Below are 21,050 nucleotides of genomic sequence, written 5' to 3' on the forward strand. Positions count from 1 at the left end.
ATGGCGTTCATTCAGCTCAGCAACGTTAGCCTGCGCTACGAAAACGGCTACCTGGCGGTGGAGGGGGTCAGCCTCTCCATCGCCCAGGGGGAGTTTGTGGGCCTGGTGGGCCCTTCGGGCTGCGGCAAGTCCACCCTGCTACGGGTGATCTCGGGGCTGCGTCCGCCCAGCAGCGGGGAGGCCACCGTACACGGCCAGCCGGTGCGTGGCCCCATCGCCAGCATCGGGATGGCTTTCCAAAACCCCACCCTGATGCCCTGGCGCACGGTTTTGCAGAACATTTTGTTGCCCCTCGAGGTCTCTCCCCAGCACAAGTGGGCCTTCCGCCGGAACCCCCAGCCTTACCTCGAGGCAGCCCGCGAGCTGATGGCCTCAGTGGGGCTTTCCGGCTTTGAAAACGCCCGGGTGTGGGAGCTTTCCGGGGGGATGCAGCAGCGGGCTAGCTTGTGTCGGGCTTTGATTCACCAACCGGAAATCCTTTTACTCGACGAGCCTTTTTCCGCTCTGGACGCTTTTACCCGCGAGGAGCTGTGGCAGGCCATGCAGGTGCTCTATCTACAGCGCCGCCCCACCGTGGTGCTGGTTACCCACGACCTGCGCGAGGCGGTTTACCTGTGCGATACCATCCACACCATGAGCAGCCGCCCGGGCCGCATCGCCTATACCCGCCGGGTAGAGTTTCCCCGTCCTAGGCCGCTCGAGCTTACCTACCAGGACGACTTCGCCCACATCGTGCGGGAGTTGCGCGAGCAAATTGGTGGAATGCGCACCCAGATTAGCACCCTGCGGGGGGTGGGCCCATGAGGCGGACCCAGGACACCTTGGCGGCGGTGGGGGCCACGCTGGGGTTGTTTGTGCTTTGGGAACTGGCGGTGCGGCTTTTCAAAATTCCCCCCTTCGTGCTACCGGCCCCCTCCCAAGCCCTAGAGGCCCTGCGCCCGGTCTGGGGGGCGGTGCTGGGCCACGCCTGGCAGACCCTCTGGACCACTCTGGTGGGGTTCGCCCTGGCGGTGGGGGCTGGGGTGCTGCTGGGCGCGGCGGTGGGCACCTCGAGGCCCCTCAATCTGGCCCTTTACCCGCTCTTGGTGGGTTTCAACAGCGTGCCCAAGGCAGCTTTGGTGCCGGTGCTGGTGCTGTGGTTTGGGATTGGTACGGTGCCGGCCATCCTGACCGCTTTCCTCATCTCCTTCTTTCCTATTGTGGTCAACGTGGCTACCGGCTTAGCCTCGGTGCCTCCCGAGCTGCGGGAGGTGCTAAAGGTGTTGGGCTCGAGCCGCTTCGAGGCCTTTACCCGGGTTTCGGTACCCTTCTCCTTGCCCTATTTCTTTGCTTCGCTCAAGGTAGCCATCACCCTGGCCTTCGTGGGCACGGTGATCTCCGAGATCGCCGCCTCGCAGAAGGGGATCGGCTACATGATGACTTCAGCCAGCTCCCAGTTCAACGTGCCCTTGGTATTCGGTGGCCTTTTGGTGATTGCCGCCATGGGCATCGCCTTGTATGGGGTGTTCGCCCTGCTCGAGCGCCGACTGGTGGGCTGGGCCTACCGTAGCTGAGCGCGATGATCAACCTAGCCACCCTCAACCAGCTTTCCCGCGAAGCCTTTGTGAACGCCATCGGCTGGGTTTTCGAGCACTCTCCCTGGGTGGCCGAGCAAGCCTGGGCCCAGCGCCCCTGGTCTAGCCCCCTGGCCCTCTACCAAAGCCTGGTGGCGGTGGTGCAGGCCGCCCCCCGGGAGGCCCAGCTTGCCCTGATCCGGGCCCACCCCGACCTAGGTAGCAAAGCCCGCATGGCCCCGGCCTCGGCCCAGGAGCAGCAGGGGGCTGGCCTGGATGCCTTGAGCCCGGAGGAGTACGCCGATCTTCTTGCCCTCAACCAGCGCTACCGTGAGCGCTTCGGCTTCCCCTTCATCCTGGCGGTGCGGGGTAAGGGCAAGGCCGAGGTCTTTCAGGCCCTGCGCGACCGGCTGCACAACGACCTCGAGGCCGAGTTCCACACGGCATTGGAACAGATCTACCAGATTGCCCGCTTTCGTCTAGCCGACATTCTACAAGAGGCTATATGAACCCCCTACACCAAGACCGACTGCGCCTGGTGAAATGGCCCTGGATTCTGGCCATTTTAGCCGTTTTCGCTCTGGGCCTCTACCTGACGCTGGCCAATGGCTGGCAGGCCCACGCCCGGGAGTGGCTGGGCCTGGTGGTGCGCTGGCTGCACATCATCTACGGCATCGCCTGGATTGGGGCTAGTTTCTACTTCATCTTTTTAGAGAACAGCCTCGAGCGCCAAGGGGTGCGGCCCGAGCTTTCGGGCAACCTATGGGCCATTCACGGCGGGGGCATCTACTACCTGGAAAAGTACAAGACCGCTCCGGCCCAGCTACCCCGCACCCTGCACTGGTTCAAGTGGGATGCCTACCTGACCTGGGTCACCGGGTTTTTGCTTTTGGTGATTGTCTACTACGCCGATCCCCGGGCCATTCTGCTCCCGCCCGGCAGCCCTTTGCCTGCCGGGGTGGCCATCGCCATCGCGGTAGGAAGCCTGGTGCTGGCCTGGTTGGTCTACGCGGGCCTTTCCCGCACCGAGCTGCTCTACCGTCCGGGGCTATTCTTGTTGGTGGGGGGGCTACTGGTGGCCCTGGCGGCCTGGGGGCTGGGCCAGGTGTTCAGCGGGCGGGGTACCTTTATGCACATCGGGGCCATGCTGGGCACCATCATGGCGGCCAATGTCTTTTTTGTCATCATTCCTTCGCAGAAGAAGCTGGTGCAGGCGGCGCAAAAAGGGGAGGCTCTCGACCCCGGCTTTGTGAACTGGGTGCAGCTTCGTTCCCGCCACAACAACTACCTAACCCTGCCGGTGCTCTTCACCATGATCGCCCACCACTTCCCCACCACCTATAGCCACGGGGCCCAGTGGCTGATTCTGATACTGCTTTTTGCCGCGGGGGTGGCGGTGCGGCACTTTATCAACGTGACCGAGAAGGCCCACCAAAAAACCTTGGTGGAGGGTGGGGCCATGCCTTACCTGCTGGTGCTGGCGGCGGCATTACTCCTGGTGGCCTTCTACCTGACCGCCCCTAAAAAGGCTCCCGTGGCCACCGAGCCGGTGCCCTTCGCCGAGGTCGAAGCCATCATCCAGGCCCACTGCCAGATGTGTCACGCAACCCGGCCCACCCAGCCCGGCTTCGCCTCGGCCCCAGGGGGGGTGGTGCTGGAGACCCCGGAGCAGATTGTGGCCTTGGCCCAGAAAATCAAACAGGTGTCGGTGGACAGCCAGTACATGCCCCTGTTGCTGCCAGGGGTTCCGCCCCTGAGTGAGGCCCAGCGGGCCCGGCTGGGGGCCTGGGTGGCCCAGGGGGCTCCGCGGTAGGATACTGGCGTATGGCCCGGCTTACGACCCACGTCCTCGATACGGCCCACGGGCATCCGGCCACGGGCCTCGAGCTCGAGCTGTACCGCATCGGCCCTGCGGGCCAGCGCACCCTCGTGGCCCAGGCCCGCACCAACGCCGATGGCCGCACCGAGGCCCCTTTGCTTTCCGGCGAGACCCTGCCTACTGGGGTCTACGAACTGGTTTTTTATGTGGCGGCCTACTTCCGTGCCCAGGGGGTTCACCTCCCCGACCCCCCTTTTCTGGATGAGGTGGTGGTGCGCTTTGGTCTGGCCGAGGCCAAGGGCCACTACCATGTGCCCCTCTTAGTCTCCCCCTACGGCTACAGCACCTACCGTGGGAGTTAGCCCTATGGACCTCGAGGTGCTGGCTCAGGAAGTTCTCGAGCGCTGCCAGAGGCTTGGGCGCTACTCCGAGGAGCCAGGCCGGCTAACCCGCACCTTTCTTTCGCCCCCCATGCGCCAGGTGCACGCCGAGCTGGCCGGCTGGATGGAGGAGCTGGGTATGACGGTGCGCCTGGACGCGGTGGGCAACCTGATTGGCCACTACCCCGGCCAGGCCCCCGGGGCCCCCTTGTTTTTGCTGGGTTCACACGTGGACACCGTGCGCGACGCGGGCTGCTACGACGGGGTGTTGGGGGTGGTGTTGGGGCTGGCCCTGGTGAAAGCCTTGGAGGGGAAGCGCCTGCCAGTGGCCTTAGAGGTTATCGCCTTTTCCGAGGAGGAAGGGGTGCGCTATGGGGTGCCTTTTTTGGGCAGCAAGGCGGTAGCAGGCCGGTTTGAAGCCGAGTACCTGGATTTGCAGGACGCCCAAGGCCAGCGGGTGCTCGAGGCCCTCCGGGAATTTGGCCTCGAGCCGGCCCGTCTGCCCCAGGCTGCCTATGACCCGGCCCACGTGCGGGGCTACCTGGAGTTCCACATCGAGCAGGGGCCAGTGCTGGAGGCTTTGGGGGCCCCGCTGGGTCTGGTAGAGGCTATCGTGGGGCAGAGCCGGCTGGAAGTGGTTTTCCGCGGCCAGGCTGGCCATGCCGGCACCACCCCCATGGCCCTGCGGCGGGACGCTCTGGCCGGGGCGGCCGAGTGGATGACCCTGGTGGAGCGCGAGGCCCGGGCCGAGCCAGGACTGGTGGCCACGGTGGGGATGATTACCGCCCGACCCGGGGCGGCCAATGTGATTCCGGGAGAGGTGCAGCTTAGCCTGGATGTGCGCCATGCCGACGACGAGGTGCGCAGCCGTTCTGTGGCCCACCTGGTGGCTCGAGCCCAGCAGGTGGCCCAGCGCCGGGGCCTCGAGCTGGCCTTCCAGACCCTCTACGAGCAGGCCGCGGTGCCCTGCGATGCCGGGCTAAACAGCCTGCTGGAGCGGGCCTTGCAGGCCGAGGGTCTGCCGCTGCACCGGCTGGTCTCGGGAGCCGGCCACGATGCTATGATTATGGCTTCCATTTGCCCGGCTACCCTGCTTTTCATCCGCAGCCCAGGTGGGCTTTCCCACCACCCCCAGGAGTCGGTCTGGCTGCAGGATGTAGCCGCTGCACTGCGGGTGGGACGGACTTTTTTGCGGATGCTGGCTCAGGAGGAACACCCATGCTCGACCTGATCGTCCGCGGAGGGCACCTGGTTACCCAAAGCAAGGTGGTGCAGGCCGACTTAGGGGTGCTGGAGGGGCGGATTGTCCAGATAGCCCCGGCCATTGACCAGCCCGCACGCCGGGAGGTTATGGCCCAGGGGCTTTACGTTTTTCCCGGCTTGATCGACGTGCATGTGCATTTCAACGAACCTGGCCGGGTCCACTGGGAGGGGATAGAAACCGGCAGCGCCGCTTTGGCTGCGGGGGGCGGTACGGCTTTTTTTGATATGCCCCTCAACTCGCTGCCCTGTACCCTCGAGGCCAGAGCCTTCGCGGCCAAGCTGGCGGCCATGCGAGCTTCGTCCTACACCGATTTTGCCCTGTGGGGTGGCCTGACCCCGGGTAACCTGGAGCACCTGCCCGAGCTGGCTGAGTGCGGGGCGATTGGCTTCAAGGCCTTTATGTGCCACTCTGGCCTTCCAGAGTTTCCCCCCTGCGACGACGGCACGCTCTACGAAGGCATGCGTATCGCGGCTCAGCTGGGGCTGCCGGTGGCGGTGCACGCCGAGTCGGAGGCCCTGACCGCCCATCTTGCCCGTCTGCGGGCGACCGGGGCCACCACCTGGCGCGACTACTTGGCCTCGAGGCCACTCTTCACCGAGCTCGAGGCTATTCAGCGGGCTCTTTTGCTGGCCCAGGAGACCGGTTGCAAACTGCACATCGTGCACATCAGCGCAGGGGCCGGGGTAGTGCTGGCTGCCGAGGCCAAAGCCCGGGGGGTGGATGTAAGCCTCGAGACCTGCCCTCACTACCTGGCCTTTACCGAGGAAGACCTGGAGCGGCTGGGGGCCTTGGCCAAGTGTGCGCCCCCGCTGCGCTCCCAGAGGGAGCAGGAAGGGCTTTGGGCGGCGGTGCTGGAGGGTACGGTAGACCTGGTGGCCTCCGACCACTCCCCCAGCCCACCCGAAAGTAAGCAGGGCCCCGATTTTTTGGCCCTGTGGGGGGGGATCGCTGGGGTGCAATCCACCCTGGGGGTGATGCTTACCGAAGGCTGGCAACGACGGGGGCTGGCCCTAGAGCACCTGGCTGCCCTCGTGGCCCTGAACCCTGCCAAGCGCTTTGGCCTGCGGCAAAAAGGGCAGCTTGCGCTGGGCTACGAGGCCGATTTCACCTTGGTGGATCTCTCGCAAAGCTATACCCTCACTCCCCAGCACCTGCGCTACCGCCACCCCCAGTCGCCCTACCTGGGCCGGAGGTTTCAAGGAGTGGTGCAAAGCACCTGGCTTAGAGGTGAGCCCATCTACTGGGAGGGTAAAATAACCCGGCCTAGCGAGGTTCGCCTGCTGACGAGGAACCCATGAGCCTGAGCGGATTCACCCGTACCCACGTGGCCCCCGACCACGCCCTTCTGACCCCAGACACCTTTGTGCGGGCTTTTCTGCCCGGTTGGCACCAGACCGCTTGCATCGTGCATATCTCCCCCGAGCTAGGGGCTCGTTTTCAGATGTATACCGTGGAGATGCAGCCCGGGGGCAGCGGTGAGTTGAGCCTTTTGGATATCCAGCGCTTCGCCTACGTGCTCGAGGGGGAGGTGAGCCTCGAGGTGGGGGAGGTGCGGCACACCCTCAGGCCGCATGGCTTTGCCTACCTACCGGCCAACACCCCGCACCGCTTCAGCAGCCAGGGCCCAAGCCGCATGGTGGTCTTCGACAAGCCCTACCAGTCCTTGGCCGGCGCCGAGGCCCCTTCACCGGTGCTGGGCTACGAGCCCGAGGTGCCCAGCAACCCTTTGCTGGGCGACGAGGCCCTGCAGGTGCGCCTACTGTTGCCCGATACCCCTTCCTTCGACCTGGCGGTCAACACCATGACCTTTGCCCCCGGGGCCCACCTGCCCTTTGTGGAGACCCATGTGATGGAGCACGGCCTGTTGTTTTTGCAGGGGGGTGGGGTGTACCGCCTGGGCGAGCGCTGGTATACCGTACAGGCCGGGGATGTCATCTGGATGGCCTCGTACTGCCCCCAGTGGTTTGGGGCTTTGGGCAAGACCCAGAGCAAGTACCTTCTGTATAAGGACGTGAACCGCTACTCGCTGGAATCGGTGTAGTTTTGATAGGCCTCGAGGCGATCCACCCTCTGTATGACCCCGGTACAAGCCCTTAGCCTGAGCCTGGTGGTGGCGGGCCTGGTGTTTGCCCTAAAGTGGCTGGCCTATGTGTTTACCGGCTCGGTGGCCCTTTACTCCGACGCTTTGGAGTCGGTGGTCAACATTGTGGCGGCAGGGGCGGCCCTGGTGGCGGTGCTGGTCTCGCGCCGTCCGGCGGACCACAACCACCCCTACGGACACACCAAAGCTGAGTATTTTTCGGCTGTGCTGGAAGGGGTGCTGATCGTATTGGCGGCCCTGGCCATCGTGCGCGAGGCCTGGCCCAGGCTGGTGAGCCCTGCGCCAGTGCAAGAGCTGGGCCTGGGGCTGTTGTTTTCGCTGGCCGCCTCGAGCCTGAACGCGGCTTTGGGCTGGTTCTTGCTGGTTCGGGGACGCAAAGCCCGCTCTCCTGCGGTTATTGCCGATGGCAAACACATCCTGACCGATGTGCTGACCTCGCTGGGGGTGCTGGTAGGGGTTGGGCTGGCCTGGCTCAGCGGTTGGTGGATTCTCGATCCCCTGTTGGCCATTGGGGTGGCGGGCAACATCCTGTGGGTGGGCTGGCGTTTGGTGCGGGACTCGGTGGGAGGGCTGATGGACGAGGCCCTTCCTGCACAGGAGCTGGCCGATATACGCCTGGCTCTCAACCGCGCCCTTCAGGGCCTAGCCTCCGAGGGAAAGGTATTGGAGGTGCACGACCTGCGCACGCGGCGGGCTGGTCCCCGCACCTTTGTGGAGTTTCACCTGGTGGTTCCTGGGGCTACCTCGGTAGAACAGGCCCACCAGATCTGCGACCGCCTCGAGATGGCCCTTCAGGCCCAGCTAGACCAGGTCCACACCACCATTCATGTAGAGCCCGACCACAAGGCCAAGCACACCACCTTCCGCATAGGCTGAGCCCGCGAGGCCCTAGGCGTACATCAACTCGACGATGACATAGGTCTGGCTGCCCTTAGGGCCTTTGACCTGCACCTCGTCGCCCACCCGCTTGCCCATCAGGGCTTGGCCCAAGGGAGATTCGTTGGAAATTTTGCCGCTGAACACATCGGCCTCGTGGCTGCCCACCATGGTGATGCTCATCCGCTGGCCGCTGGGGGTTTCAAGCTCCACGGTGACCCCCAGCTGAACCTCGCTGGGCACCCCGTTGCCGGATTCCACCACCTGCACCCGGCTGAGGATATCTTCCAGTTCGGCGATCCGGCTGTTGTTCTGCCACATGGCCCGCCGGGCTTCATCGTAGCCTGCGTTTTCCCGCAGGTCGCCCTCGGCGATGGCCCGGCCCATCTCCTCGGCGATTTGCTGCATCTTCTCGGTTTTTAGATACGCCAGCTCCTGCTCGAGCCGCGCTTTGCCCTCGGCGGTGAGGTATACCGGCTTTTTCTCTGCCATTTGACAAAACCTCCACAGGCCTACCCATGGCAGACCCAGAGGCCAGTATACCGCCAGAGACTGGGGGAAGGGTGCAATAGAATGGGGCCATGCGTTGGATCGCGGCGGTTGTATGGCTGGGTATGGCCCTGGCGCAAAGCCTAAGCCTCCCCCCTGAGGCCCTGGTGGGGCAGCCTTTGGAGGTCCGGGGGGAGGGCTTTCCTCCCGGTCGCTATACCCTTCAGATCTCTTCCCAGGCCGCTAGCTTTGCCGTGGACCTGCAAAGCCTAGAGGGCCGTATCGCCGCTACCTGGACACCGCCCAGCCCTGGACTGTATACCCTGCGCATCCAGGTGGGTGCACAGGTGGTGCAGGCCCAGACCCAGGTGCGCTCCCTTCCGCAACCGGTGGCTACGCTGACCCCCGAAGGGCTAGTCTTGGGCTCTTGGAAGCTCCCTCTTCCGGGTACTTGGGTTGGCCCCAAACAAGTAGGCTCGCGAATTTTCATCGCTCGAGGCCCCCTGGTTTTGGAGATAGACGCCCAAAACCCCCGGGTGGTTGCCCAACACTACCCTCCAGGGGAGGTGCGGGCCTTGGAGGCTGACGCCGGGCTGAGCGTGCTGCTCGAGGACGGGCGGCGGCTGGCTTTGGCCGATTTTGATCGTAAGCCTTACGAGGGTTCCTGGGAGGGCCTGGGGGTTTTTCCCGCCTACCAGGAGGCCTTAGGGGCGGAGGCCTCCACCCTGGATCAAAGCCCCCCCAGTCCAAGGCCCTACTGGTACTACTTCAGCCAGGAGCCGGCCCGCTTGCGCCCAGAAGACCTCGAGGCTGCCGGGCGGGATCTGTTGCAGCGGGGCCACCGGCCCGAGCTGGCCTGGGGTTCGGGGGTTTTGCGCTGGCTGGCCCCCTGGCTGGAACAGATTCGCATAGCGCGTAGCCAGGGGTTGGAGAAAAGCCTAGCCTGGTCCGATTTCTTCCTAAAATACCTGCCCCAGGTGCCCGGGGCTGTAGCCCTGCTGGAAGAGCAGGCGGACTGGCTCGAGGCCCAGGGAAGACCCGACCTAAGCCAGCGTTATCGCGAGGCGCTGCGCCAGGTAGCCAGCTGGCAAAACCCTTTCAGCTCAGGCAGTTTGGCCATCGCGACCTGGGTACTGCTGGGCCTTTATGCCTGGATGCTTCTATACCTAAACCTCATTTACCTGCCAGCCCAGCTTCGCGGGGTGCGCCAGAGCGGGGGTTGGCTGGCCGGTTGGCTGGGCCACCCGTTGTTGCGCCTGCGGCACAGCATGCTGGCCTACACCACCGGGGGGGAGCGCACCTTGCTGTTGCTGCTGCTCTTGCTGGTGATCTTGGCGTTGCTGGGCTGGGGCTTTCTGCTCCGGGCCGAGGCCCTTTTGCAGCAGGACAGCCTGGCCCGGGGAACCCTGCGCTCGAGCGCGGCTCAGGAAACCTTGCGCAGCCTGGCCAATACCCCAGCCCTGCGGGGTCTTCTGGCCTATGCCCAGGCCCAGGAGAACCCCGGCGAGGCCCAGCGGCTTTATGCGGAAGCCCCACCCTGGACCTATGTGTTGGTAGGCCGGGGTACCCCCGAGGCCCTGGCCCAGGCCTACCAGCAGGCCCCTTCCTCCGCGGCGGTGCGGGAGGCTCTGGGGCTGGGCGGCGATCTCTGGACGCCAGTCTACCAGGCGGCTGGATTGGCACGGGAGGCTGTGCCCACTCCCAGAGACCTCACCGCTGCCCTCATGCTGGACAGCCTGCGTGAGCTAGGGGCCGATTTCCTAGAGCAGTGGCGTAGCCTGCCTATCTGGCCCAGTTCGTGGTGGGCCTGGCTGAGCCTGGCCCTGCTTTTGCTGCTGGCCCTGTACCACCTGCTGTGCTTTTTTCTGCCCCGTCCCAAGGACGGGCATACCCACCGTGCCTGGCGACGCTGGGTGCAGCTTTTCTTTCCCGGAAGCCCCACCTATAGCCAGGGCTGGGGTCTGCTGGTTTTGCTGGCCCTGGGGGTGGGGGGGTGGTTGGGGTGGCAGGGCAGTGGCTGGGGCCTCCCCCTGGTTGGGCTGGCCCTGGCTGTTCATCTGGGGTTGTGGTTTATGCTGGTTTACCGGGGGCGCTAAAGCTTTGGCCCATAACCACCCCAGGAGCTGACCCATGATCATCCCTCCCTTGCCCACGCCCTTCGACACCCAAGGCCACCTCGATACCGAGGCTTTCCGCGCGCTGGCCCAGGCCCTCGAGCCCCAGGTAGACGGGCTGCTTTTCTATGGTTCCAACGGTGAAGGCGTACACCTCACCCGCGAGGAGCGGGCCGCCGGCCTAGCCGTGCAAAGCCCCAAAAAGCCGGCTATGGTAGGTCTGATGGAAGAGACCTTGGCCCAGGCTACCCAGGCCCTGGAGGAGGCCGCTCAGGTGGGGGGGCGGGTGCTGGTCACACCGCCGCGCTACTACGAGGCCAACCTGGGCCACGATGGTCTGCTGCGCTATTTCACCGAACTGGCCGACCAGGGTTTAGCTGAGGTCTGGCTATACCACGTGCCAGCCAATACCAAGACCCAGCTTCCCCTGACGGTGGTGGCGGAGCTGGCCAAGCACCCCAGGATTGGTGGCCTCAAAGACTCTAGCGGGGAGCTGGCCCGCATGGCTTTTTACACCGCGCAAAAGCTCGACCTGAAGCTCTACACCGGGCACGCCCCCACCTTTTTAGGGGCCCTGGCCTTGGGGGCGAAGGGGGGTATCTTGGCCGTGGCCAACCTGGCCCCCCGGCCCTATAAAAAAGTTGCTGGAGCTGTGGCAGGCTGGCCGAGCCCAAGAGGCCCAGGCTCTGCAGGCTGAGCTCGAGCCCTTTGGCCGGGTGCTGGCCCAGGGAGGCTTCATCCTGCTCAAGCAGGCCCTGCGTCACCTGGGGTTGCCTGGAGGTTACCCGCGACCTCCCTATCCCCAGGAAAGCCCTTTTTGGCCAGCCTTCAAGCCCCTTCTGGAGGACTTCCGGGCCCGGGGCTGGACGGCAGACTGCGGCATCTGAGCCGTTGTAGTAACAGCGATGGAGTAAGCTTGGGAACGATGAAGCGAAGCTTGCCTTTACTGCTTATATTGGCCCTAGTGCTTGGGGCTTGTGTGCCCCAGGTGGTTCGGCCTCAGGCCCCTCAGGTGGAGCTCTTGCAGTTCAACCTGATCTCGCTGGACCCTTTTAGTGGTCGGGGGGAGTTCGATCTTCGCCTGCGCCTGACCAATCCTAACGGCTTTAGCCTGCCCTTGCTGGACAGTACCCTCACCGCGGAGCTGGGCGGTACGGCTTTCCGCCTTACCTTGCCAGCCTTGGAGATTCCGGCAGGGGCTAGCCGCGAGGCCCAGACCCGGCTGGTGGTGCCGTTGGTGGAGGGTACCCGGGTTTTGGCAGGCCTTTTGGCAGGGCAGAGCACCCGCTTCCGCTTGCTGGGGGAGCTTAGGGCCCAGCTTGGCCCGGCCGTAGTGCCCATTGGGCCCCTGACCTTGCTCGACCGCGAGGTGCGGGTGCAGTTCGCCTTCCAGCTACCCCGTATCCGCCTGCTCGAGATTCGTCTGGATGGCCTGGCCATCCGCCTGGTGCTCGAGGTGGAAAACCCCAACCCCGTCGGGTTCACCCTAGAAGGCCCGCTGCGTTTGTTGATTGGGGGTCGGGGCGTGGCCGAGACGGCCTTCAACATGCGGCTATCGCCCAATGAGCGGAGGCCCAATGAGGTGCGCTTGGGTCTGTCGGGTTTCCCTGGGGCAGGTGGATTAAGCGTGGAGCTGGGGCTCAGGGCCTATATTCCCGGCATCCTCGAGCGCTTGGTAGCCCAGGTGCTTCAGGGTATTCTGCGCTAGGGCCTAGCCAGCCGGGAAAGGAGGCTTTGCAGCTCCTCTAAGGAGGCCACCTGCTTGAGGGCGGGGTGCAGCGCAGGGTGATGGGGGAAGTAGCGGTAGAGCACCTTTCGCAACTGGCGCAGGCCCTGGGCCTCGCCATACCACTGGGCATTGAGAAAAGCGTGGCGTAGAGCGGTCTGGATGCGCTCAGAGAGGGAGGGGGGATCGGTACGGCCCTGAGTAATCTGGCGGAAAATCCAGGGGTTGCCCACTGCCCCGCGCCCGATCATTACCCCTGCGACGCCGGTCTGTAGGCGCTCAAAGTACTCCTCAGGGCGGGTGACATCCCCGCTGCCGATGACCGGTACCCGCAGCGCCTGGGCCACCCGGCCAATGGCCTCCCAGTCGGCCTGGCCTTGGTAGCGCTGCTGGCTGGTGCGCCCATGGACAGTGATCAGGGCCACTCCAGCGGCCTCCAAGCCCTGGGCGATCTCCAGGCTTTGGTCTTTGTCCCAACCTAGGCGTATCTTGGCGCTGACCGGTAGCCGGGTGCCCTGGCGCATAGCCCGCACCAGCGCATAGGCCCGCTCAGGGGTTTGCAGCAGGCAAGCACCCCCACGTCCCGCCAGCTTGGGGGCTGGGCAGCCCATGTTCAGGTCTATGGCCACGGGCTTGAACAGGCGCTCCACCTGGGCTGCGGCCTCGCTTAGCACCTCGGGGTCGTCGCCGAATAACTGGACGACCAGCCGCTCTTCACCAGGGAAAGGGGCCCCCAGCGCTACCGAGCGGCGCTCCCCGGCCAGAAGGCCCCGAGCCAGAAGCATCTCACTAACCGTCCAGGCAGCCCCATGTTCCAGAGCCAGCCGGCGGAAGGGGGCGTCGGTATAACCGGCCATGGGGGCCAGCACGGCCTGGGGCTGGCGGAGTACCTGGGCGTAAAAGTCGTTTTGGGTACGCTCAGCTACCACAGCCTTACCAGTCTACCCATGCTTACGACGCTTCAGAGTGGGTATACTTCACCCAGTGATCCCCGCAGCAGAAGCGACCCAACTGCAAAAACGCTTTGGTTCATTGAGGGCAGTGGACGGGGTCAACCTGCATCTTTACCCCGGTGAGGTGCTGGCCTTTTTGGGGCCCAATGGGGCAGGGAAGACCACCACGGTTAAGATGATGGCCGGTCTGCTTTACCCCGATGGGGGTCAGGTGCGGCTTCTCGGAAAAAACCCCCACCAGGACCCCTGGGCCCTGAGGCACCTGGGGGCGATGCTCGAGGGTAACCGCAACGTCTACTGGCGCATGACCCCCTTGGAGAACCTGGTCTACTTTGGGGTGGCCCGGGGTCTTAGGCTAAGGGAGGCCCAGCGGCGGGCCCTCGAGCTACTGGAGAAACTGGAGCTCAAGGAAAAAACCCATACCGAGGTGCGCCACCTTTCCCGGGGCATGCAGCAGAAACTCTCCTTGGGGGTGGCGCTGATGCACGATCCCGAGGTGTTGCTTTTGGACGAACCCACCTTAGGCCTGGACGTGGAAAGCGCCCTGAGGGTGGAGGAGATGATCCGGGAGATGACCCAGTCCGGTAAGGCTATCCTGCTTACCACCCACCAGCTCGAGGTAGCCCAGCGCCTGGCCCAGCGGGTGGCCATCATCCAGCGGGGCCGCATTGTGCTGGAAGGGCGCACCGCCGAGGTCTTGGCCCGCTTTGCCGGAGAGCACTACCTGATCGAGCTGGACACCCCTCTTTCGCCACAACAACTAGCCGCCCTCCGCTCTTTGGGCCTCGAGGGCCAAGGGCCTACCTACGTCTATCAGGGCGACAACGAAGGGCTTTGGCGCCTTTTGGAGGCTTTGAAGCCCCTGCCCATCAAGAAGGTGGCCCGGGCTGAGGCCGACCTACTGGAGGTGTTTTTGAAGGTGGTGAACCATGTTTGACCTGCTTTGGGTGGAGTTCAAGCGAAGCTGGATAAACCTGCGCCGCTACCCCAGCGAGTTTGTGGGTGGGGTGATTACCCTGAGCCTATTTTTTCTGCTGCTTTACCTGGGGGCCAGATACCTGGCCGGCCCTGGGGCCAATTTCGGCGAGCGCACCGAGGCCATTCTGGCGGGCTTTTTGCTCTGGACCCTGACCCTTTTTGCCTACAACTCCCTCTCTTTTGGGCTTTCCGAAGAGGCCCAGACCGGTACCCTGGAGCAGGTATTCCTCACCCCCTATGGCCCAATACCGCTGTTGCTGCTACGCAACCTGGCTGGCCTAGGCACCCAGCTCCTGCTCATCGGCAGCGTTGGTCTGGTGCTGATGTGGTTTACCGGGGCGCGCCTATCCTTGCCGCCTTTGGTTTTCCTGCCCATTCTCACCGTGCTTATCGGGGGGTATGGTCTGGGTTTTGCCATGGCTAGCCTGGCGTTGCTCTTCAAGCGGGTGCAGCAGCTTCTGGGGATCAGCCAATTCCTGTTGATTTTTCTCCTGCAGTACCCCTTGGAAAGCGAGGGTTGGCTGCGCACCTTGGGCTACTTCCTTCCCCTGGTACCGGGCGCTGGTCTGGCTCGAGGGATGATGTCCAGCAGCGCAGGGCTGGACTGGGGTGCTTTGGCCCTGGCCTTTCTTAACGGCCTGGCCTATCTGGCCTTAGGCATTGCCCTGTTCAGCCGGGCTGTGCACACCGCTAAGCGGCGGGGTTTGTTGTTTGGCTACTAGCTCTCCCATTTGGCTAGGTAGTATGGGGTTTGTCTTTCTATAACGTTTTTTCCTCACTGGCCTCGTGATACGATATATTCATGGCTATTCTAACCACCGACCAAAAACTGGTACTGGACATGGTGCGGATGGTTTCCCGCGAGGTCTTGTGGGCGATGGCCCCAGCCTACGACCAAAGCGGCGAGTATCCTTGGCCGCAGCTCAGACAGTTAGGCCAACTAGGCCTCTTGGGCATGACCACCCCGGAGGCTTGGGGAGGGGCTGGCCTGGACTCGGTGACCTGGGCGCTGGCCTTAGAGGAAATCGCTGCGGCTGACCCCAGTGTGGCAGTAATTCTCTCGGTGACCTCTGGGCTGCCCCAGTACATGCTGAACCGTTTTGGTACCGAGGCCCAGAAAAAGAAGTATCTGGTGCCCTTGGCCAAAGGCGAATGGATCGGAGCTTTTTGCCTGACCGAACCCCATGCCGGTTCCGACCCAGCCTCGCTCAGGCTGATGGCCCGCAAGGTACCGGGGGGGTGGGTGCTCGAGGGCCAGAAAAGCTGGGTGACCTCTGGGGGACAGGCCCAGGTCTACGTGGTGATGGCCCGTGGCGAGAGCGGTATCAGCAGCTTTATTGTGGAAAAAGACTGGCCTGGCCTGAGCTTTGGCCCCCCTGAGCACAAGATGGGGCTCCATGCGGCCCACACCTGCGAGGTGCGCTTTGATGGGGTTTTTGTCCCCCAAGAGAACCTGCTGGGCCAGGAGGGGCGAGGGTTGGCCCAGGCCTTGGCTGGGTTGGACTCAGGGCGCATCGGCATTGCGGCCCAAGCCGTGGGTATGGCCCGGGCTGCTTTTGAGATTGCTAAGGCTTATGCCGATACCCGCTTCCAGTTCGGGCAGAAAATCCGGGAGTTCCAGGGGGTAAGCTTCAAGCTGGCCGAGATGCACACCCAAATTGCTGCAGCCCGCGCCTTAGTCCTCGAGGCGGCTAACAAAAAAGACCGGGGAGAGCGCTATACCCTCGAGGCTTCTACCGCCAAGCTTTTCGCCTCCGATACCGCTGTGCGCGTGACCCGCGAGGCAGTGCAGGTGCTGGGTGGGTACGGTTACCACCGGGAGTATCGGGTGGAGCGCTATTACCGCGATGCCAAAATCACGGAGATTTACGAGGGTACCAGTGAAATTCAAAAGCTGGTCATTGCCCGAGAACTCTACCGTTGAACCAGATGCTTGTATTGATTCCAGGACATTTGCCCCTATGCCCCAACCTATAGTTGTTCCAGGGGGTTTCTGTTAGTCTTTATACAGCGTCCAGACCCCAGGGTCTGGCTTTTAGGAAGGAGCCAAAATGCCGATTGAACGAATCGAAGTTTACCTCGACGACCAGCCCGAGCCCATCCAGGTCATCCGGCAGCCCCCCTTCAAACTAAAGCTAGATACACGGCAGATACCGGATGGCGAACACCTATTTCGGGTAGAGACCTACTTCAAAGGGGGTGGCCGGGAGATCCGAGAAATCCCCTTCAAGGTCAACAACCTACCCGATGTGCTGGTGCAGGGTCTGGAGGAGGGCATGGAGGTCCAGGGGGAGCTCGAGGTGGCCCTGAAGGTGGGCGACCCCGATGTACCGGTGCAGCCCGAGCGCTTTCCTAGCTGGGTTTTGGCCCTAGCCGCGGTAGTGGTGTTGGGAGGGGTGTGGGGCTTTTTTGCCCTGACCCCGGCCTCGCAGAAGATCATCAGCGAGGTAGCCCCTCCCGCCAGCGAAGCCAGCGCCCATGGCGGGCATGGCGAGGGAGCTCAGGCCGCGGCCCCTGCCGATGCTGCAGCCTTGGCTAAGGAAGGCGAAGGTATCTACGCGCAAAACTGCGCCGGTTGCCATCAGGCTACGGGGCAGGGCCTGCCCGGGGTTTTCCCTGCGCTGGCTGGTAACCCCAAGGTAGGGGATAAGAACCACGTTATCAACACTGTCCTAAAGGGCAGAAATGCCATGCCAGCCTTTGCTCAGCTTTCGGACCAGCAGGTGGCTGCGGTTCTCACCTACGTGCGCTCGTCCTGGGGCAATAGCTTCGGCGCCATCGCCGAGGCCGAAGTGAAGGCTGCCCGCTAAGGAGGCCTCATGTACCGTAACGACACCATCATTCCCTTTTTTGCCCTGCTCTTCTCGGCGGCTTTGTTTCTGATGAGCTACCTCAACGGCCAGCGCATTGCGGTTCTAACGGGTCATAAGCCAGAAGAGCTCTCGGTCGGCCAGATTGGTCTGATGGCCTTTGCCGCGGTGCTTTTCATCTACGGAGCCATCGGCTATATCTCGGCCTGGCTGGAGGGGCAGGAGCTTCGCCCAGGGCGGCATTTTCCCGAGCCCAGCACCTCGCCTTTGGTGGCAGGTATCGTGTTGGTGCTTTTGCTGACCGCCATGGGTGGATTTTTCGTGCAGCTTCTGGTGTACAGTGCCCAAAGCGGTCAAAACCCCACCTGGCTGCAAGGAGGGTTCTTTGCCGCCATGGCGCTGATCATCGCTGCTTTGTTGGCCATCTACAAGAAGTTTTATCAGCGTGAGGAAGTGGTCACGGAGGACGAGCACTCGGAAGTGCCCTGGTGAGCTTATGAACGAACGTGAAGCCAGACTGCGTTCCTCCCGCCGACGGGCCGTACTCAAAGCGGCCATCGGTACGGGAATTGGCCTTTCTTTGGTCTCCGCTTTCTATGTGGGTAGTTCCCTGCGCCCCAGGCAGGTGGTTACCCCTGACAAAGAGCCACTTAAGCCTGGAGACATACTGGTCTTTGCCCAGGGCAGCGGCCAGGGCAAACCCATTACACCCGACGACATAAAGCCCGGCGATCCCCTGATCCTGGCCCACCCCATGGATCCGCAGAGCAAGGTGGTGAAGAGTGGGGATGCCAAAAACACGGTGCTTCTGGTGCGCTACAGCCCCGAGGAGCTCGACGAGGAGACGCGAAAAAACGCGGTGGAGGGGATTGTAGCCTACTCCGCTGTGTGCACTCATCTAGGCTGCATCGTGAGCCAGTGGCTGCCCGACCGTAAGGTGGGGCTTTGCCCCTGCCACGGGGGTATGTACGACTTTGCCCATGGAGCTAAGGTGGTCTCGGGTCCTCCGCCCCGCCCTGTACCGGCCCTGCCTATCCGCCTCGAGGGTGGTCAGATTGTGGCCGCAGGTGAGTTCACCGGCCCGGTAGGTGTGGAAACCTGAGGTGAGTTATGTACCAATGGCTCGACGAACGACTGGAAATCTCTCGTCTATACCACAAGTTCCTGCGGAAGGCTTTTCCGGTACACCATTCGTTTTTTCTAGGGGAAATAACCCTCTTTGCCTTCATCACCCTGGTTCTTACCGGCATCTTTCTCACCCTAAACTACGAGCCCTCCATCCGCCCCACCGAGCTACCCGATGGGCGTACCGTGCCTGCAGCCTACGCCAGCGTGCTGTACATCGACTCCCTGCCTTTTGGCGCGGTTATTCGTAGCATTCACCACTGGTCGGCCCATATCATGATTGCTGCGGCCTTCTTGCACATGCTGCGGGTGCTCCTAAGTGGGGCCTACAAGAAACCCCGCGAGCTTAACTGGTTGGTGGGCCTGGGGCTTTTGGGTCTGGCAGTGGTGACGGCCTTTACCGGCTATGCTCTGCCTTACGACAACTACGCCGTGACTGCCACCCGCATTGGCTACGGCATCGGGGCCTCCATTCCTTGGGTGGGCCCTACTGTGGCCCAGATTATGTTCGGTGGGGAGTTCCCTGGCTCAGAGATGGCCATTCCGCGGCTTTACAGCCTGCATGTGCTCTGGTTGCCCCTGACGCTGATTGCTTTGATTAGCCTACACATGGTCATCATGATCAAGCAGAAGCACACCCAGCCCAAGTATGCCGAGCGAATCGCCCCAGGCAAAATTCTGGGTGTGCCCATGTACCCCCAACAGTTGGTCATGATGAGCATCGTCTTCCTGCTGTACCTAGCGGTGGTCTCCTTCATTGGTGGGGTCTTCATTGCTCACCCTATCGAGGCTTTCGGCCCCCCCACCCCGCAGACCCCTGCGGTTAAACCGGACTGGTACTTCCTCTGGATTTACGGGATTCTGCAGGTGATCCCTTCGGAGTGGCAGTTCCGCCTCTTTGGTGCCCTGATCAGCCCGGAGTTCTTAGGTGGGGTGGTGGTACCGGGGATTCTCATCCTGGCGGCGGTGCTGCTTCCCTTTGTGGATACCCGTTCCGACAAGCAGCGCTACCTTGAGCTGCCTAGCCAGCATCCCCTACGTACCAGCGTAACCTTGGGGGTACTGGTCTTCTTCATCATGGCTACCCTGGCTGGCTACAAGATTGACTTCCAGCAGGCGGGCTCACCCTTGGGTGACAACCGGGTGCTGTGGGTGCTGTTGCTGGTGGTGCCTGCCGTGACCACTTTGGTCAGCTTTGTCCTGATTAAGAATCTTTACGGGGCCAAGAACGAGGCATCTGGGCAGCTCGAGCCCAAGGCTGGCGACTAAGTTCCAGCTCCCTAACCCCGCCGCAGCCTAGTTTGTGGCGGGGTTGTCTTTTCACTGGCTAGGGTGTTCGGCAGCCCTTTTGGCTAGCTGTCTTGGAGATGCCGACCTGTCGCACCCCCAGTTAGCCCCTTTGCGTGTGTGCTAGACCCTAGGGTTGGGTTTACTGGGGTTGGCTGCGGCCATAGCGGCTTTGCCAGAGGGGGAGGTGATGCGCTCTAGGAAGATATCAACCAGCTTGGGGTCTAGCTTTTTCCCCTTTAGGCGGTTTAGCTCCTCGATGATTTCGGCTGGCTGCCAGGCCCGCTTGTAGGGCCGGGGGCTATAGAGGGCATCAAAGGTATCCACCACCGCAAAGATACGCGCCAGTAGGGGAATGTCCTGTCCTTTCAAGCCATCGGGGTAGCCGCTGCCATCCCAGTTCTCGTGGTGATGGCGCACCACCTCCAGGGTTTCCTGAGGCAGGAAGGGAACTCGCGAGAGCATTTCCCAACCTCGGACTACGTGGCTTTTCATGATTTCCCACTCTTCTGGGTCAAGCTTATCGGGCTTGCGCAGGATGTGGTCGGGGATGGAAAGCTTGCCGATATCGTGTAGATAAGCGCCCCAGCGCAGGAACTTACGGGTGGTCGGGTCTAGATTCAGGTCTTGGGCGAGCTAGTCGGACCAGGCTACCACCCGCTTGGCGTGGCCCTGCGTCTCGTGATCGCGAAACTCCAGAGCCAGACCCAAGGCCCGTAAGGTGCCGTCGTAGGCATCCTCGAGGTGTTTGAGGGCCTCCATCTGGCCAAGCTGCGCTCCCATGACCCGGGCCAGCGAGTTGGCCATGGCTTTTTCGTCGGATTGAAAAGGTTTGTTGCCCTCCCGGGCTAGAATGACCACCCCCAAGGGTCGTTTTTGCCGAGCCGAGACGGGTACGGCCGCGGTAGACCAGCCCGCGCTTTCCGGGATACCCTCGAGGTAGTTGCCCACGACCAGGGTGTCGGTGAGGCTGGCGTGGGTGCTGAGCTTTTGTTGGGGTAGGTGCCGCCCCCTATAGCGCTCGAGGGCCCCCCGCGCGCTGACCACTACGGGCTTGCCCTCGCGAAAACGGATAAAGGCCAAGTGAGGGGCGATTTTGAGGTTATGCAAGGAGTCCATAGCGCTTTCAGTGAGTTCCAGGGGGTCCACAGCCGAGCTGATATTCAGGCTGCCTTCTTCCAAAAGCCGCATCAGGCGCAGGGACTCCTCGAGTTCCTTTTGCGATTGCCGTTCACGTTGGCGCAGCCAGGCGACTAGGCCTAGAGGGTGTTATGAACTTTAGGGCTAAGCTGGAGGGATGAGCCGAAAGCGGTATCCGAGCGACGTGAGCGACGAGGAGTGGCTGTTCGTGGCCCCCTACCTGACCCTGATGCGCGAGGACGCACCCCAAAGGGAATATGCCCTGCGGGACGTGTTCGACGGTTTGCGCTGGATAGTCCGTGCCGGAGCCGCGTGGAGGATGATGCCGGGGGATTTACCGCCCTGGGAAGTGGTTTATCAGCAAACCCAGCGCTGGCTGGCAGCGGGGGTGTTCGAGGCCATCGTGCAGGACCTGAGGGTGTTGTTGCGGTTGGC

23 protein-coding genes and 1 pseudogene are annotated in these 21,050 nt (G+C 62.9%); 20 read left to right on the forward strand and 4 right to left on the reverse strand.

From position 1 onward, the window contains the following. Genes G552_RS0105055 through G552_RS0105095 form a run of 9 tightly spaced genes read left to right on the forward strand, consistent with a single transcriptional unit; the run spans position 1 to position 7,993 of the window. Positions 1-804: an ABC transporter ATP-binding protein gene (locus G552_RS0105055; protein WP_027882045.1), complete on the forward strand. Its 804-nt coding sequence runs from the start codon at positions 1-3 to the stop codon at positions 802-804. Continuing rightward, complete coding sequence (locus G552_RS0105060; protein ID WP_027882046.1) at positions 801-1,553, forward strand: ABC transporter permease; 753 nt, start codon at positions 801-803, stop codon at positions 1,551-1,553. Before G552_RS0105055 ends, G552_RS0105060 begins: the two co-directional genes overlap by 4 nt. A gap of 5 nt (positions 1,554-1,558) precedes the next feature. After that, positions 1,559-2,062 carry a 2-oxo-4-hydroxy-4-carboxy-5-ureidoimidazoline decarboxylase gene (gene uraD, locus G552_RS0105065; protein WP_036270299.1) on the forward strand — a complete coding sequence of 168 codons (504 nt, stop codon included), beginning with the start codon at positions 1,559-1,561 and terminating at the stop codon, positions 2,060-2,062. Then, positions 2,059-3,366: a urate hydroxylase PuuD gene (locus G552_RS0105070; RefSeq protein WP_027882048.1), complete on the forward strand. Its 1,308-nt coding sequence runs from the start codon at positions 2,059-2,061 to the stop codon at positions 3,364-3,366. The genes uraD and G552_RS0105070 overlap by 4 nt, the downstream gene beginning before the upstream one ends. Positions 3,367-3,377: 11 nt before the next feature. Then, a complete protein-coding gene (uraH, locus tag G552_RS0105075) occupies positions 3,378-3,734 on the forward strand; it encodes a hydroxyisourate hydrolase (RefSeq protein WP_027882049.1) in 357 nt (118 codons plus the stop codon). A 4-nt stretch (positions 3,735-3,738) separates the two neighbouring features. After that, the gene (locus G552_RS0105080) at positions 3,739-4,983 is read left to right on the forward strand and encodes an allantoate amidohydrolase (RefSeq protein ID WP_156890675.1); all 1,245 of its coding nucleotides are present in this window, start codon (positions 3,739-3,741) and stop codon (positions 4,981-4,983) included. Continuing rightward, the gene (locus G552_RS0105085; RefSeq protein ID WP_027882051.1) at positions 4,971-6,314 is read left to right on the forward strand and encodes an allantoinase; all 1,344 of its coding nucleotides are present in this window, start codon (positions 4,971-4,973) and stop codon (positions 6,312-6,314) included. Before G552_RS0105080 ends, G552_RS0105085 begins: the two co-directional genes overlap by 13 nt. Beyond that, entirely contained in the window at positions 6,311-7,057 is a 747-nt protein-coding gene (gene allE, locus G552_RS0105090) for a (S)-ureidoglycine aminohydrolase (protein WP_027882052.1), read from the forward strand. The genes G552_RS0105085 and allE overlap by 4 nt, the downstream gene beginning before the upstream one ends. 33 nt (positions 7,058-7,090) lie before the next feature. Next, positions 7,091-7,993 (forward strand): cation diffusion facilitator family transporter, encoded by a 903-nt coding sequence (locus G552_RS0105095; protein WP_027882053.1) that lies wholly within the window; start codon positions 7,091-7,093, stop codon positions 7,991-7,993. Positions 7,994-8,005: 12 nt separating this feature from the next. Here the strand turns inward: G552_RS0105095 and greA are convergent, their stop codons facing one another. Continuing rightward, positions 8,006-8,485 (reverse strand): transcription elongation factor GreA, encoded by a 480-nt coding sequence (greA, locus tag G552_RS0105100; RefSeq protein ID WP_027882054.1) that lies wholly within the window; start codon positions 8,483-8,485, stop codon positions 8,006-8,008. 89 nt (positions 8,486-8,574) lie between these two features. Here greA and G552_RS0105105 point away from each other — a divergent pair, with 89 nt between their 5' ends. The 3 genes and pseudogenes from G552_RS0105105 to G552_RS0105115 all read left to right on the forward strand — a co-directional run bounded on the left by G552_RS0105105 (position 8,575) and on the right by G552_RS0105115 (position 12,304). Then, on the forward strand, positions 8,575-10,578 hold the full coding sequence (locus G552_RS0105105) for a hypothetical protein (protein WP_027882055.1): 2,004 nt from the start codon (positions 8,575-8,577) through the stop codon (positions 10,576-10,578). A 34-nt stretch (positions 10,579-10,612) separates the two neighbouring features. Continuing rightward, positions 10,613-11,483: pseudogene (locus G552_RS14785) on the forward strand (dihydrodipicolinate synthase family protein). Positions 11,484-11,521: 38 nt separating this feature from the next. Continuing rightward, the gene (locus G552_RS0105115; protein WP_027882056.1) at positions 11,522-12,304 is read left to right on the forward strand and encodes an LEA/WHy family protein; all 783 of its coding nucleotides are present in this window, start codon (positions 11,522-11,524) and stop codon (positions 12,302-12,304) included. Here G552_RS0105115 and G552_RS0105120 read toward each other — a convergent pair. Next, positions 12,301-13,251 carry a tRNA dihydrouridine synthase gene (locus tag G552_RS0105120; protein ID WP_027882057.1) on the reverse strand — a complete coding sequence of 317 codons (951 nt, stop codon included), beginning with the start codon at positions 13,249-13,251 and terminating at the stop codon, positions 12,301-12,303. The two genes, G552_RS0105115 and G552_RS0105120, sit on opposite strands and share 4 nt — an antisense overlap. A gap of 55 nt (positions 13,252-13,306) precedes the next feature. On the opposite strand from G552_RS0105120, the gene G552_RS0105125 reads away from it, so the two are divergent. The 7 genes from G552_RS0105125 (at position 13,307) to G552_RS0105155 (ending at position 19,457) form a co-directional block, all read left to right on the forward strand. Then, positions 13,307-14,212 carry an ABC transporter ATP-binding protein gene (locus G552_RS0105125; RefSeq protein WP_036270300.1) on the forward strand — a complete coding sequence of 302 codons (906 nt, stop codon included), beginning with the start codon at positions 13,307-13,309 and terminating at the stop codon, positions 14,210-14,212. Continuing rightward, on the forward strand, positions 14,205-14,975 hold the full coding sequence (locus G552_RS0105130; RefSeq protein ID WP_027882059.1) for an ABC transporter permease: 771 nt from the start codon (positions 14,205-14,207) through the stop codon (positions 14,973-14,975). The genes G552_RS0105125 and G552_RS0105130 overlap by 8 nt, the downstream gene beginning before the upstream one ends. An 80-nt stretch (positions 14,976-15,055) precedes the next feature. Next, positions 15,056-16,177: an acyl-CoA dehydrogenase family protein gene (locus tag G552_RS0105135; protein ID WP_027882060.1), complete on the forward strand. Its 1,122-nt coding sequence runs from the start codon at positions 15,056-15,058 to the stop codon at positions 16,175-16,177. A gap of 127 nt (positions 16,178-16,304) precedes the next feature. Further along, complete coding sequence (locus G552_RS0105140; protein WP_027882061.1) at positions 16,305-17,063, forward strand: c-type cytochrome; 759 nt, start codon at positions 16,305-16,307, stop codon at positions 17,061-17,063. Between the two features lie 9 nt (positions 17,064-17,072). Further along, positions 17,073-17,555, forward strand: a complete 483-nt coding sequence (locus G552_RS0105145) for a hypothetical protein (RefSeq protein WP_027882062.1) — start codon at positions 17,073-17,075, stop codon at positions 17,553-17,555. Positions 17,556-17,559: 4 nt separating this feature from the next. Beyond that, positions 17,560-18,165 (forward strand): QcrA and Rieske domain-containing protein, encoded by a 606-nt coding sequence (locus G552_RS0105150; protein ID WP_027882063.1) that lies wholly within the window; start codon positions 17,560-17,562, stop codon positions 18,163-18,165. Between the two features lie 8 nt (positions 18,166-18,173). Beyond that, entirely contained in the window at positions 18,174-19,457 is a 1,284-nt protein-coding gene (locus G552_RS0105155; RefSeq protein WP_027882064.1) for a cytochrome b, read from the forward strand. A 141-nt stretch (positions 19,458-19,598) separates the two neighbouring features. On the opposite strand, the gene G552_RS16710 is transcribed toward G552_RS0105155, so the two are convergent. Both G552_RS16710 and G552_RS16715 read right to left on the reverse strand, forming a co-directional pair. Then, positions 19,599-20,099, reverse strand: coding sequence for an HD-GYP domain-containing protein (locus G552_RS16710; RefSeq protein ID WP_281167335.1), 501 nt, complete (start codon positions 20,097-20,099; stop codon positions 19,599-19,601). 12 nt (positions 20,100-20,111) lie between these two features. Next, entirely contained in the window at positions 20,112-20,666 is a 555-nt protein-coding gene (locus tag G552_RS16715) for a GAF domain-containing protein (protein WP_245575118.1), read from the reverse strand. Between the two features lie 106 nt (positions 20,667-20,772). Between G552_RS16715 and G552_RS0105165 the strand changes: the two genes are divergently transcribed. Further along, on the forward strand, positions 20,773-21,050 hold a 278-nt coding region (locus G552_RS0105165; protein WP_027882065.1), incomplete at its 3' end, for an IS5/IS1182 family transposase.

It is taken from the genome of Meiothermus rufus DSM 22234 (assembly GCF_000423425.1).
GTDB lineage: Bacteria > Deinococcota > Deinococci > Deinococcales > Thermaceae > Meiothermus > Meiothermus rufus.

Coding starts and splice junctions, on each gene's coding strand:
- G552_RS0105055 (WP_027882045.1), top strand. CDS start 1: ATGGCGTTCATTCAGCTCAGCAACGTTAGCCTGCGCTACGAAAACGGC.
- G552_RS0105060 (WP_027882046.1), top strand. CDS start 801: ATGAGGCGGACCCAGGACACCTTGGCGGCGGTGGGGGCCACGCTGGGG.
- uraD (WP_036270299.1), top strand. CDS start 1,559: ATGATCAACCTAGCCACCCTCAACCAGCTTTCCCGCGAAGCCTTTGTG.
- G552_RS0105070 (WP_027882048.1), top strand. CDS start 2,059: ATGAACCCCCTACACCAAGACCGACTGCGCCTGGTGAAATGGCCCTGG.
- uraH (WP_027882049.1), top strand. CDS start 3,378: ATGGCCCGGCTTACGACCCACGTCCTCGATACGGCCCACGGGCATCCG.
- G552_RS0105080 (WP_156890675.1), top strand. CDS start 3,739: ATGGACCTCGAGGTGCTGGCTCAGGAAGTTCTCGAGCGCTGCCAGAGG.
- G552_RS0105085 (WP_027882051.1), top strand. CDS start 4,971: ATGCTCGACCTGATCGTCCGCGGAGGGCACCTGGTTACCCAAAGCAAG.
- allE (WP_027882052.1), top strand. CDS start 6,311: ATGAGCCTGAGCGGATTCACCCGTACCCACGTGGCCCCCGACCACGCC.
- G552_RS0105095 (WP_027882053.1), top strand. CDS start 7,091: ATGACCCCGGTACAAGCCCTTAGCCTGAGCCTGGTGGTGGCGGGCCTG.
- greA (WP_027882054.1), bottom strand. CDS start 8,485: ATGGCAGAGAAAAAGCCGGTATACCTCACCGCCGAGGGCAAAGCGCGG.
- G552_RS0105105 (WP_027882055.1), top strand. CDS start 8,575: ATGCGTTGGATCGCGGCGGTTGTATGGCTGGGTATGGCCCTGGCGCAA.
- G552_RS0105115 (WP_027882056.1), top strand. CDS start 11,522: ATGAAGCGAAGCTTGCCTTTACTGCTTATATTGGCCCTAGTGCTTGGG.
- G552_RS0105130 (WP_027882059.1), top strand. CDS start 14,205: ATGTTTGACCTGCTTTGGGTGGAGTTCAAGCGAAGCTGGATAAACCTG.
- G552_RS0105135 (WP_027882060.1), top strand. CDS start 15,056: ATGGCTATTCTAACCACCGACCAAAAACTGGTACTGGACATGGTGCGG.
- G552_RS0105140 (WP_027882061.1), top strand. CDS start 16,305: ATGCCGATTGAACGAATCGAAGTTTACCTCGACGACCAGCCCGAGCCC.
- G552_RS0105145 (WP_027882062.1), top strand. CDS start 17,073: ATGTACCGTAACGACACCATCATTCCCTTTTTTGCCCTGCTCTTCTCG.
- G552_RS0105150 (WP_027882063.1), top strand. CDS start 17,560: ATGAACGAACGTGAAGCCAGACTGCGTTCCTCCCGCCGACGGGCCGTA.
- G552_RS0105155 (WP_027882064.1), top strand. CDS start 18,174: ATGTACCAATGGCTCGACGAACGACTGGAAATCTCTCGTCTATACCAC.
- G552_RS16715 (WP_245575118.1), bottom strand. CDS start 20,666: ATGCGGCTTTTGGAAGAAGGCAGCCTGAATATCAGCTCGGCTGTGGAC.